General features: G+C 74.4%; 8 protein-coding genes and 1 pseudogene. 5 read left to right on the forward strand and 4 right to left on the reverse strand.

The genetic code is table 11. The features are described from left to right. Positions 1-82 precede the first annotated feature (82 nt). From AB0N17_RS27895 to AB0N17_RS27915, 5 genes are read left to right on the forward strand one after another with little or no spacing between them, the layout of a single operon-like run. Positions 83-1,771, forward strand: a complete 1,689-nt coding sequence (locus AB0N17_RS27895) for a serine protease (protein WP_366014264.1) — start codon at positions 83-85, stop codon at positions 1,769-1,771. Then, on the forward strand, positions 1,768-4,335 hold the full coding sequence (locus AB0N17_RS27900; RefSeq protein ID WP_366014265.1) for a tetratricopeptide repeat protein: 2,568 nt from the start codon (positions 1,768-1,770) through the stop codon (positions 4,333-4,335). The genes AB0N17_RS27895 and AB0N17_RS27900 overlap by 4 nt, the downstream gene beginning before the upstream one ends. A 33-nt stretch (positions 4,336-4,368) precedes the next feature. Beyond that, positions 4,369-5,898, forward strand: coding sequence for a VWA domain-containing protein (locus AB0N17_RS27905; RefSeq protein ID WP_366014266.1), 1,530 nt, complete (start codon positions 4,369-4,371; stop codon positions 5,896-5,898). After that, entirely contained in the window at positions 5,895-6,974 is a 1,080-nt protein-coding gene (locus tag AB0N17_RS27910; RefSeq protein ID WP_366014267.1) for a hypothetical protein, read from the forward strand. The genes AB0N17_RS27905 and AB0N17_RS27910 overlap by 4 nt, the downstream gene beginning before the upstream one ends. Further along, positions 6,971-8,287 carry an ABC transporter substrate-binding protein gene (locus AB0N17_RS27915; protein WP_366014268.1) on the forward strand — a complete coding sequence of 439 codons (1,317 nt, stop codon included), beginning with the start codon at positions 6,971-6,973 and terminating at the stop codon, positions 8,285-8,287. Before AB0N17_RS27910 ends, AB0N17_RS27915 begins: the two co-directional genes overlap by 4 nt. A gap of 306 nt (positions 8,288-8,593) precedes the next feature. On the opposite strand, the gene AB0N17_RS27920 is transcribed toward AB0N17_RS27915, so the two are convergent. The 4 genes and pseudogenes from AB0N17_RS27920 to AB0N17_RS27935 form a co-directional block, all read right to left on the reverse strand. After that, a complete protein-coding gene (locus AB0N17_RS27920; protein WP_366014269.1) occupies positions 8,594-9,439 on the reverse strand; it encodes a patatin-like phospholipase family protein in 846 nt (281 codons plus the stop codon). A gap of 63 nt (positions 9,440-9,502) precedes the next feature. Continuing rightward, positions 9,503-9,604 (reverse strand): annotated as a pseudogene (locus AB0N17_RS27925) (Loki-CTERM sorting domain-containing protein); the annotation flags it as partial. Between the two features lie 134 nt (positions 9,605-9,738). After that, positions 9,739-10,911, reverse strand: a complete 1,173-nt coding sequence (locus AB0N17_RS27930; protein WP_366014270.1) for a serine hydrolase domain-containing protein — start codon at positions 10,909-10,911, stop codon at positions 9,739-9,741. Positions 10,912-10,983: 72 nt separating this feature from the next. Continuing rightward, positions 10,984-12,363 (reverse strand): transcriptional regulator, encoded by a 1,380-nt coding sequence (locus AB0N17_RS27935; RefSeq protein WP_366014271.1) that lies wholly within the window; start codon positions 12,361-12,363, stop codon positions 10,984-10,986. Between the last annotated feature and the right edge of the window lie 41 nt (positions 12,364-12,404).

Consider the following 12,404-nt stretch of genomic DNA (forward strand, 5'->3'; position numbering starts at 1 on the left):
GCCCGCCCCGGCCCTCGTCCCGTCGTCACGACCCCGTGCACACCAGTAGTACCGGGCCGGTACACGGAGTAACCTCGGGGCCATGACGTGCACGGGGGAACGAGCCGTCAAGTCGCGGTTACGGACACCGTCCTGGATCGCGCGCATCGAGTCGCCGGACGGGCGGGTCCTGGGGGCCGGGGTGCTGCTCGCCCCCGACCGGGTGCTCACCGCCGCCCACGTCGTCGTGCCCGGACGCCCCTACGCGGTCCGCCTCGTCGGCGTGCGCGGGCTCGACGCGGTGGCCGCCGGTGTCCGCGCGGACGAGCACGTGCCACAGCAGCAGGACGCCTCCGGCGACCGCAGCGGCGACCTCGCCCTGCTCCGCCTGGCCACGCCCCTGCCCGCCGAGCACACCACCCGCCTGTACCGGCTCGCCTCGCCGCACGGACCCGTGAGCATGTACGGATTCCCGGACGGCGACGACGGCGGGCGGTGGCACGGCGCCACCCTGGTCGCCGCCCGCGGCCGGGACAGCCAGGTGCAGCTGCGCCCGCTGACCCCGGGCGAACTGGCCGCCCCCGGCTTCAGCGGCGGGGGAGTTGTCGACGACACCACCGACCGGGTGATCGGCGTCGTCCTCAGCGTGGACAGCGGCCCGGGCTCCGCCTTCAGCTACATGAGCCCCACCGAGACCATCCTCAGCCACCTGCCGCAGGTCGCCGCCTGGACCGACGGCGCCGAGGCCGTCGACCCGCGGCTGAGGACCGGCCCGGACACCGCCGGTGCCCTCGACGTCCCGTTCGCCACCGAACTCGCCTCCTGGTCGCGCGGCGAGGGCTGGCCGGTCCTCGTCACCGTCGTCCCCGCCCACAGCGACCGCGCCTGGACCCTGCGGCGCGCCGTCACCCTCGCCGACCGCGAACTGCGCACCCGGCACAACACCAGCGTCTTCGGCCACGACCCGCCCGAGACGGTGCCCCCGGCCGGAGCCCACGATCTCGCCCTGGACGTCAAGGGGCTGACGGCGGCCGAGGTGATGGACCGGATCGCCGCCCGTCTCGGCGTCCCCGACGACCCCCGGCCCGAACGGCTCGGTTCGCTGCGCGTCCCGCTCGCCGCCGTCCTCGTCGGCGTCGACGAGGCAGCCGAACCCGGCGCCCTGCTCGGCCTGGTGGACCGGCTCGCCCGGCAGGGCGCCCGGCTGCTGCTGGTCTTCCGCCGCCGGGGCGAGGGCCTCGCACAGGCCACCGAGTCCCTCGTGGACCACCCGCTGCGGGACCGCTGGAGCCGGCTGCACCGCGAACTCGACCGAATCGTCGACGAGTTGGGGCCCGCACTGGACCGGCGCCGGGACGGTGTGCTGCCCGGCCCCGGCACCCGGCACCTGCTGGACCAGGCCGAGTCCGGTGTACGGCGCACCCGGATGCTGCGCGCCTGGGTCGCCCACAGCCCCGAACGGGAACGCGAACCCCGCGCCGCCGACCTGCTGTTCACCTTCGAGGACGCCGCCGACCGCCGCCGGCAGCGCCTGGAACAGGCCATCGGCCTCCTCGACGCCCGGCTGCGCCGCCGCGAGGAACTCCTCGGCCGGACCGGCGCCGAGTGGCCGCTGTGCCGGCAGCGGGCCGGCACGGACGGCGACCGCGTGATGGAGGCGTACCGGCTCTACGAGGACGCCCTGGCGCTGCTGCGGCAGACACCCTGCGACATCGAGCGGGCCGAGGCCGCCGTCGAACGGTTCGTCGGCTTCTGCTCGGCCCCGGACCCCGGACCGGAGGGCACGCCATGACCTCGTGCGTCCGGCCCGGCTGCGCGGGCCACATCATGGCGACCGGATACTGCGACACATGCGGCCACCGGCACGTGGAGCCGCGCCCCGCACCGCCGGACCCGCCGCCCGCCACCGCCGCCGAGGAGACCGCGGGACCGCCGACCGTGCACGCCGTCGCGGGGGTCGGCGAACTCGACCAGCACGGACTGGTGGTCCTGCCCGAGGTCCCCGTCCCCGACGACGTACTGATCGAGGACCCCCGGCCGCCCACCGGGGGCCGCCGCTGCGGCGCCGGCGGCTGCACCATGACCGTCGGGATCGGGTACGGCGGCCAGCCCGCCCGCGCCACCGGCCGCTGCCCCCGCTGCGGCACGCCCTACTCCTTCCTGCCCCGGCTGGCCGAGGGCGACGTGGTCGCGGACCACTACAAGGTGCTCGGCTGCCTCGCCCGCGGCGGCCTCGGCTGGATCCACCTCGCCGAGGACACCCGCGCCGACGGCCACCGGGTCGTCCTCAAGAGCCAGATCGACGTCCACGACGCGCTCGCCCGCCGCACCGCCGTCGAGGAACGCCGCTCCCTGACCGACCTGCACCACCCGGACATCGTCCGCATCATCACCTACGCCGAGCACCGCGCACCCGGCCGCCCGTCCACCGGCTACCTGGTCATGGACTACATCGGCGGGCGCTCCCTGCAGCAGCTCTTCGACGCCGACGACGCCGAACGGATCTTCCACGGCCGCCCCCGCCTCGACCACGTCCTCACCTACGGCTGCAAGATCCTCGGCGCCCTGCGGTACATGCACGAACGCGGCCTGCTGTACTGCGACATGAAGCCCGCCAACGTCATCCACTTCGGCCGGGCCGTCAAGGTCATCGACCTCGGCGCGGTCCGCGCGATCGGCGACCGCACCTCCGCCTACGTGTACACGGCGACCTTCGCCCCGCCCAAGGAGGAGATCGACCGGCGCGGCTGGCACGTGGACAGCGACCTGTACACCGTCGGCATGACCCTGCAGGCCCTGGCCCGCGGCACCGAACCGGCCCGCGGCCTCGCCCCCGACTCCTTCCGCCGTCTCATCGACCGCGCCACCCACGCCGAACCCCGCGCCCGTTTCCGCTCGGCGGCCGAGATGTCCCGGCAGCTCTGGGAGGTGCTGCGCGAGTTCCGCTCGCTGCAGTTCGGCGAGCAGCTGCCGGAGAGCTCCACCCGGTTCCGCGCCACCGGCGCCAGCCTCGACGCCGGTCTCGGCGCGATCCCCGCCCTCGGCCACTGGACGGACCGGCCCGGCGAGCGGCCCGCCGGCCTCGACGTCTCCCCGCCCTCCGCCGCCGAGGTCGCCGGCGCGCTGCCCGAGCCGGTCCCCGACCCCGACGACGGAGCCGCCCTGCTGCTGGACACCTTCCCGCCCGACGCCCCCGACCGGGTCGCCCGGCAGTGGCCCCGCGAGTCCCGGCTCGGCACTCCCGAGACCGCGCTGTGGCTGTGCCGCGCCTACCTCAGACGGGGCGAGCAGCGCGCGGCCGAGAGCTGGCTCGCCGAGGCCGAGACCCAGCTCGGCGAGCGGGCCGCCGCCCACGACTGGCGCATCGCCTGGCACCGGGGCGTCCTCCACCTCAGCAGGGGTGAGGTGGGCCGGGCCGGCGCCCGCTTCGACGCGGTCCACCGCGCCCTGCCGGGCGAGTACGTGCCCAAGCTGGCCCTCGCCCACTGCGCCGAGCACGGGGCGCCGCGCGCTGACGAACAGGCCCCCGGGGAGCGCGCCGCAAGCACGTCCGGGGAAGGGCCTGGGGAAGGGCTCGGGAAAGGGCCCGGAGAAGGGCCTTGGGGCGGGTCCGGGGGCGGGGGTGCATGCGGGGGAGCAGGCGGGGCCGGAGACAGCGGCGGGGGCGGAGTCGGTGGCGGGTCTCGCGACGGGAACTGGGGCGAGGACGGTGGCGCTTCCCTCGGCGGGAGCGGGAGCGGGAGCGGGAGTGAGAGCGGGAGCGGAGTCGGTGGCCGGTCCCGCGGCGGGAGCGGTGACGGGTGGCACGCCGGGTCCGGCGGCAGGCAGCGGGTCGCACGGGCCATGCGGTACTACGAGGCCGTCTGGAGCCGGGACTTCGCCCACACCGCCGCCGCCTTCGGCCTGGCCCGCGGCCACCTCGCGGGCGGTGACCGGGACGCCGCCGTCCGCGTCCTCGACGACGTCCCCGCCACCTCCCGCCACTACGACGCCGCCCGGATCGCCGCCGTCCGCGTCCGCGCCGGCATCCTGCACGGCAGCCCGCCCACCCCGGCCGACCTGCTCGACGCCGCCCGCCGGCTGCCCGAACTGCGCCTGGACGGCGGCGCCGCCGACGGCGAGTCCCGGGCCCGGCTGGTCGCCGAGGTCCGCGAGAACGCCCTGCACTGCCGGCCCGCCCAGGGCTGGGGGCCGGAGGTCACCGCAGGGGACCTCCTCGGACCCGGTGACGAGGACAGCCTGCGCACCCTGCTGGAGCACACCTTCCGGCATCTGGCCGCACAGGCCCGCACCGCGGCGGAACACGGCCGGCTGCTCGACCTGGCCCACGCGGTCCGGCCCATGACCACCTTCTGATGAGAACGCCATGACCACGGAGGGGGCACAGCGATGACCGTGGCCCAGGAGACAGAGGTGACGCTCGCGGTCGGCCAGCAGAAGGACCTGCCCGCCGCCGTGCCGGCGGCCGGACGGGCCCGCGACCGGGAGATGCACGCCATTGTGGAGATCGGCGTCAGCAGCCGCGGCGGCGCCGGGCTCGCCACCGGGCACGCCCCCGGCAGCGGGCCCGCGCTCGCCGAGGTGCTCATCGTCGACACCTCCCGCTCGATGCTCCACCCGCCCGCCAAGCTGCACGCCGCGAAGGACGCCACCGTCGCCGCGGTCCGGATGCTGCCCGAGGGGACCGCCTTCGCCGTGCTGTCCGGGCGGTTCGACGCCACCCTGGTCCACCCCGGCCCCGGCCGCCCGGTGCCGGCCGTCGCCGGGTCCGCCGAACGCGAGGCCGCCGAACGCGCCGTACGGATCCTGGACGCGGACGGCGGCACCGCCATCGGCACCTGGCTCGACCTCGCGCGCCGGCTGCTGCGCGAACAGTCCGCTCCCGTGAAGCACGTCCTGCTGCTCACCGACGGGCGCAACGAGCACGACCACCGGGCCGCCATGTCCCTGGACACCGCGCTGGACGCCTGCGAGGGCCGGTTCGTCTGCGACGCCTGGGGCATCGGCGACGACTGGGACGCCGAACTGCTGCTGCGCATCACCAGGCGGCTGCACGGCCGCGCCGGAGCCGTCCGTGAGGAGTCGGAACTCACCGCCGCGTACGAGGAGTTGATCGGCGGACTGCTCGGCACGGCGGTGCCCGAACTGCGGATCAGGCTCACCCCCATGCCCGGCACGGTCGTCCGCCGGGTCACGCAGGTGGTGCCGAGCGAGCAGGAGCTGCCCGCCGTCACGGCCGGAGCCGGCGGGCGCGGCGCCGAGTACGTCACCCGCGCCTGGGGCGACGAGGTACGGCACTTCCAGGTCGTCCTGGCCGCCGACCCGACCGGCCGCGAGATCGGCGAGGACCTCCAGCTCGCCGCCGTGGACGTCGTCGTACCCGACCTCGGGCGCCCCGTACGGCTGCCCGCGCCGCAGCCCATCCTGGTGCGCTGGACCGACAACCCGCTCGACGCCTCCCGGCAGCATCCCGGGGTCCGCCGGCACGAGCTGTACCAGCGGGCGAGCGCGGCCGTGGCCGAGGCCTACCGGGCGTGGCTGCGCGGCCCGGACGGGCGGGCGGCGGCGGACCGCGCGCTGGGCCGGTCCCTCGCCCTCGCGGCGGAACTGGGCGACGCCCAACTGCTCGGCGCGCTGCGGCGGATCGAGGACGGTCCGGACACCGCCCGGGTCCGGGCCGGTCTCAAGGACGTCGACTGGCAGCACCTGATCCTCTCCAGCGCCATGACCACCCCGCCGGCACCGGCCGCCGCCCCTGTGCCGCCCGGCAGCGGTACCGGCCCGCCCGGGGCCGCCGCTCCCGCCCCGGCCGGCGCCGGCGCACTCGTCGAGTGCCCGGACTGCCAGTGGCTCGGGCCGGCCGACGCCGTCTACTGCGGCGGCGACTGCGGGCGGCTGCTGAGGGGGCCGTCCGCATGAGCGTCCCCGCAGGCACCGCGGCCGACGGCACCGGCGCGCGCGGCGGGGCGCCCGCCGTCCCGCGCCCCCGGACCCGGCGCGGGACGGTTCCGGCCGGCCGCCGCGCCGCCACCGGACCCCTGCGCACGCTCACCCGGCTCCTCGGCGGGCGGCGACGGGCGCCGGACCGGGGCAGCACCACCGCCCACGACCTCGCCGTACGCCACCGCCTGCTGCTGGCCCTGTCGGCGCTGCTCACCCTGTCCCTCTTCCTGTCCTACGAGGGCGTGCACGGCGACGCGAACCCGCTGCGCACCTCCAGCGCCCCGGCCGTGCTGTCCGTCGACACCGCGCTGTACGCCCTCGGCAGGGCCCAGCAGGACGCCGGCGCGGCGGCACCGACCAGCGACTTCCAGCGGCAGATCTCGGTCGCCGCGCAGAGCCTCGCGGCCGCCGCCGGGGACGACGTGGGCGGGCCGGCCGGCCGGCAGGCCCTGCAGACGGTGGCCGGGCTGATCACCGTCTACGCCGTCAAGGTGCAGCAGGCACAGCTCCAGCCCGCCGGCAGCGTGCTGCGCGAGGCCTACCTCAGCTACGCCACCGGCGTCCTGACGGAACCGGGCTCCGGGATCACGGCCCGCCTGAAGGTCCTGCAGCGGCAGGAGCGTGCCGCAGTGCACCGCCAGACCTCCTTCGGGCCGCTGCTGTGGCTCGGCTGGAGCGCGACCGCACTGCTCGCCCTCGCGCTCGCCACGGCCCTGCTGGAGACCCAGCGCTTCCTGCGCCGCCGCTTCCGCCGCCGCTACAACCGTCAGCTCCTCGCCGCCGCCGCGCTGTCGGCCGGCGGACTCGCCACCTGTGTGCTGTTCACCCTGTGGACGCACCAGGGGATGGCGGACACCCGCGACCTGCTCGACCGCCCGCTGAGCGGGCGGCTCCTCACCGACGCGGGACAGCACACCGCGGCGTACCTCGCGCACACCGGCCTCCGCGCCGCGGCGGCCGGGTGGATCCCGATAGGAGGCATCCTGCTGATGGCACTCGCCGAGTCCGGACTGCGGCGGCACATCGACGACTACCGGTTCAGGCCCCGGTGAGCGCCCCGCCGAGCGGCCCCGCGCCGGCCGCCGCCGGCACCCGGCGCCGGCCCTCGCGCCGCCTCATCCGCACCGTCACGGTGGGGCTGTGCTGCCTCGCCGTGCTCGCGGCTGCCGTCGTCGTGGGCGTACGCGCCCTCGGGCAGGAGCCGACCGTCACCCTGCTGGCCAACTGGACCGGTGACGACGAGCGCAACCTGCGGGCCGCGGTCATCGAGCCGTTCGAGCGGGACCACCACATCCACGTCGACTACCAGGGCAGCTCCGCCGAGAGCCAGGTGCTGGGCGCCGACGTCGAGGCCGGCACGCCACCCGACGTGGTGGTGCTGACCGGACCCGGCGAACTCGCCGCCTACGCCGGGCAGAACCAGCTGGAACCGCTGGACGACCTGATCCCGCGGGACGCCTTCGGCTCGTCCTGGGCGACGCCGCTGAACGGGCACGTGTACTGGTTCCCGCTCAAGGCCGACCTGAAGAGCATCGTCTGGTACCCGGCCGGCACGAGCGAGCGGCAGCGCGCGCAGGCCGCCGGCCGGCCCGGGCAGTGGTGCGTCGGCCTGGGCTCCGGGGCCACCAGCGGCTGGCCCGGCACGGACTGGATCGAGGACATCCTGCTCCAGCAGTACGGGCCGGGCATCTACCAGCAGTGGGCGCGCGGGGAACTGCCCTGGCAGTCCCCGAAGGTGAAGGGGGCCTGGACGACCTGGGGCCGGATGGTGGGCGCCGGCGGGAAGGCGGACCTGGTCCGGCGCGCGCTGAAGACCCCGTACCAGAAGGCGTCCGAGCCGGTCACCGCCCGGCCGCGGGGCTGCACCCTGGAGCACCAGGCCTCGTTCATCCGCAACCAGGACGCGTGGAAACGGGCCGACGGCCGCTACGAGCCCTCCGCCCGGCTGATCCCCGGGGCCACCGCTTCCGACGCCTGGGAGGTCTCCGGCGACCTGGTCGCCCTGCTCCACGACACCCCGCAGGCCCGGGAGCTGATCCGGCACCTCGCCTCCGCCTCCGTCCAACGCGCCTGGAGCGCCCGGGAGTCCGGCTTCTCCGTCGACACCCGGGCGCGGCCCGCCCCCGGCGACGCGGGTTCCGCCTGGCACCGCTCCCTCGCGGCCACCCTCCTCGACACCCGCGCCGCCCACTGCTTCGACGCCTCCGACGCGATGCCGCCCGCGGTACGCGACGCGTTCGCCGAGGCGACGATCGAATTCCTCGCCCACCCCGACCACCTGCCCGCCCTCCTGAAGTCCCTGGACACCCTCAGCACCACCCGAGACCTGACCTGGCTCCCGACGGTCTGCGACCACGGAACCTGAGCCCGACGACGATCCGAAGCGCCCGGCGGTTCACGGCCGGTGGCTCAGTCTCCGGGTCTGCCGCGGGGACACGATCAGGCCCGGCCGTGCGCCGGTTCCTGCTCGCGGCCCGGCGTCCGTGTAGGCCCGGGGCGGCCCCGGCGGTCCATGGGTGGTGGCTCAGGCTCCGGGTCTGCCGCCGGGCCCCGATCGGGGCGAGGCCGGACGCCGGCTCCGGTCGGGGCCCGGCTGCCGGGTGGGCCCGAACAGACCGCGGTCCCCGAGCCTGTCGGCGCCGGCTCAGGGATGGGCCCCGCAGGCCCGGGCTCAGGCCCCCGTGCCCCATGCCAGCCGCAGGGTCCGTCCCTGGGTTCGGCCCGCCTCGGCGGCGGGGCGGCGGGTGGACGGGTCCAGGGCGTTGTCGCCGATCGCCGCCGTCGACGCCTCGTCGGGCGCGATCAGCAGCACCTCGGCGCCCTGGGCCCGCAGTTGCGCCACCGAGTCCTCCAGCGGCTGTTCGCTCGGGAACGGCTCGGTGACGCCCAACGGCAGTACCACCAGCACCCGGTCCGCGCCGACGGCGAGGTCGGCGTTGGCGATGGAGCGCACCCCGCCGTCCATGTACCGGCGCTCACCGATCGTCACCGGCGGCCACACACCCGGCACCGCGCAGCTCGCCGCGACGGCGTCCACCAGGGGCACGCCCGAGGCCCGGTCGAAGACGCGCGGCTCGCCGCTCCCGGCGTCCACCGCGACGACCTTCAGCGCACGCTCCGGCCAGCCGTGGGACGGCAGCCGCGACTCGATCACCGCGCGCCGCTCCGGCTCCGGCACGGTCCGGGACCCGAGCGCGACCCGCCCGACCGCCTGCCGCAGCTCAGGCACCGACGCGGCGGAACCGGTGGCGGCACCGATCTCGGCGGCGAACTTCTCCAGATCCATCTCGGCCATGATCTCGGCGGCCTGCAACGCGGGATCCACCTGCCGGGCGTACAGCTCCTCCAGACCCAGCCCGCTGTCCAGCTGGGCCGCCACGGCCGACCCGGCGGAGGTCCCCACCAGCAGACCGGCCCCGCTGACGTCCTGCCCGGAATCGGCGAGCCCCGCGAGCAGTCCGGTCATCCAGGCGATCCCGCCCACACCGCCGCCGCCCAGCACCAACGCGTCGGTCATCCCCACTCCTTGCCCCTAGGTGATCTCCTGTGAAAGACGCCGGCCGGCGCGCGCGCATTCCCGCTACAGCCAGTCCCGCCGCTTGAACACCAGGTACAGCGTCGTACAGACCACACCCATCAGGACGATCGCGAAGGGGTACCCGAACGCCCAGTGCAGCTCCGGTGAGTCTCCACGGTTACAAGGAGAAGTCAGGGCTACAGGTGCATCATCGGCACCGAGCCATCCCGGAGTATTCGGAGCAGAGCCGTTCCACCTCTCAGGGGCCCAAGAGATCGGCGCAGACTCAGAACTTGGCGTTACACCAGCGACCTTCGCACCGCGTCGACCAGAGATGCCGCCCGGACGTCGTCCGTACCCCCGATGATGTTGTTCATCGCGTAGCCGAAGGCAACACCGTGCTCCGGATCGGCAAAGGCGAGCGATCCACCGCGGCCGGTGTGGCCGAAAGAGCTAGGTCCGATCATCGGGTTGGCTTCGGTGGGCAGCATGTATCCGGCGCTGAAGCGGCTCGGGATGAGCATGACCTGGTCCTTGCCGTTGACCTGCTCCTCGGTCGCCGACGCCAGGGTGGCGGGGTGGAGCAGGCGCACGCTGTCCACCTCGTCGAGCAGCGCTGCGTACATGCGGGCAAGAGCGCGTGCGGTGCCGATGCCGTTGGAGGCCGGAAGCTCTGCCGCCTGCACCTCCGGCGAGTCGAAGTCGATCTCGGGCGGGTCGGTGACGGCGTACGCCCTGTTGCTGAATGAGTTCGGATCCCGCCAGGCGGCGACCTGTTCGCGGAGTTCCTCGGGGACCGTCTCGGTGGGCTGAGCGGTGAGGTCGATGTCCGGCCGCCGGTACACCATGCGGCTGACTCGGTCGCGTTCGCCGGCGGGCAAGCCGATGAAGAAGTCCAAGCCCAGTGGGGCCGCGATCTCGTCGGCGAAGAAGCGGCCCGGCGAGCGGCCGGATACCCGTCGGATCACCTCGCCGACCAGCCACCCCCAGGTCCGGCCGTGATATCCGTGCGCAGTGCCCGGTGTCCAGAGGGGGCGTTGCGCGGCCAGTGCCGCCGCCATCGGGTGCCAGGCCAGCGCATCCTTCAACGCCACCGGCTGATCCAGCGCGACCAGGCCGGCCTGGTGGGACAGGAGCCAGCGCACCGGGATGTCCGCCTTGCCGTTCGCTGCGAACTCCGGCCAGTACTTCGCGACGGGCGCGTCCAGGTCGAGCGCTCCACGCTCGGCCAGCATGTGCGCCATGGTCGCGGTTGCGCCTTTGGTCGCCGAGTAGACCAGTTGCAGCGTGTCCCGCGTCCAGGGACGACCGGTTTCGGGATCGGCCACGCCACCCCACAGGTCCACCACCGGTCGGCCGTTCCGGTACACGCACACCGTTGCGCCGAGCTCCCCGTGCCGTACGAAGCTATCCGTGAACGCTGCCCGCACCGGCTCGAACCCGGGCGCCACCTCACCGTAGATCGTCGTCATGTCGGCCATCCTGGCAGCCTTGCAGCCCACTTCATCGAGACGGGCTCGTCCCCGGTGGTCAGGCGATCGGCGTCAAACGGCGACGGACAGTTCCTGCAGGCGCTCGCGGAACTCGCGGACGGAGGGAACCGACTTGTGCGGCTCCAGCCGTGTGGAGAACTCCTTGAGGCGGTTCAGGGCCCGAACGGAGCTGACGCTGTCCTCCAGAAGTCCCGCGCCGTAGTTCGCGGCGTCCAACGCACCCTCCAGGTCACCGCCGGCGAGCCGAGCCTCAGCCAGACGGCTGGACCGTACGGCCTTGTCCCGAGGGGCGGCTCTCGTCACGGAAGTCTCCAGGGAACTGGTCGCGCGCTCCACCTGTCCCGAGCGCAACAGGACCTTTCCCTCGGTCGACCGTAGTTGTGCCTCGCCGAACCAGTCGAGCCTGTCAGGGTTCTCGTCTGTCACGTGGCGCTCCCACAGGGATGTGGCACGGGTGAGGGCCGTTCCTGCCTCGCGGTGGTCGCCGTCGCGTGAGAGGGCTTCTGCCTTGTGCAAGTAGAGGAACGACTGGGTGCGGGGCGACAGAGAGCGTGGCGCGTTGCCGATGGCGGTCGAGATGAGGTCGACACGCTCAGCGGTGCGCCCAGCCTCAGAGACGTGCACGCCCATCTCCGCGAGGATGAAAGCGCCGAAGGCGTCGTCGCCGGCGGTGCGGGCGCTGCGCAGGGCACCGACGTAATAGCGCTGCCCTGCGGATCGTAGGCCGGCGTCGTAGGCCATCCATCCGGTCAGGTGCGCCGCGCGGGCCGCCAGCGCGTACAGCCGGAGTCTGACGTCGTCGGTGTAGCGCCCACCGCTGAGGAGAGCCGTGACCAGAGCCAGGTCGCCTCGCGCCTGTTCCAGCAGCCGAGCGCCGCCAAGCTGGTCGTCGAGCGTGCGGAGTGTGGTGATGCGCTGCTCGATGGTCGAGACCATCGTGTCCGTGACCCGGTCACCGTTGAGCGCCGCGGCCATGGCGGAGGGCGCGTCCACCCAACACGCCGCGAGACCCGTCAGAGCGGCTCCCGTGATGGTGAGGAAGCCTCTGCGATCCATCCGTCCACTCCCCACCAGATCGGACAACGCCTCGACGGTACCGGCCTCTGTCCACGGAGCGGTAAGTCCGGTTACCTCCCAGACCGGAAGCCAGCGGGGCCATCCCTCCGCGCGCGCCCGCCCGTGCGGGACACCCAGCAGGTCGGCAAGGACCCGCTGGGCGTCCGCGTCCGGCTCCTGACCCTGTGCCCACTTCCATACAGTCGTCCGGTTGGTCGCGAGCGGAATTCCGAGCTTCCTCCCGTGCTCCTGCATGAGCCGGGCGAACTCGGCCTTGTTCCATCCACGCGTGTGGAGGAGGAAGGTCAGCGGGTGGACTGCTACTGACTTTGTAGTCGTGGTGTCGTCGGCGTGAGTCCTGTTCCGGTGAGGCATCCGTCGATGATGCTGCTGCGGTATTGGAGCTGGCGGAGGCC

The sequence above is a fragment of the Streptomyces sp. NPDC051133 genome (genome assembly GCF_040682635.1).
Taxonomy (GTDB): Bacteria; Actinomycetota; Actinomycetes; order Streptomycetales; family Streptomycetaceae; genus Streptomyces.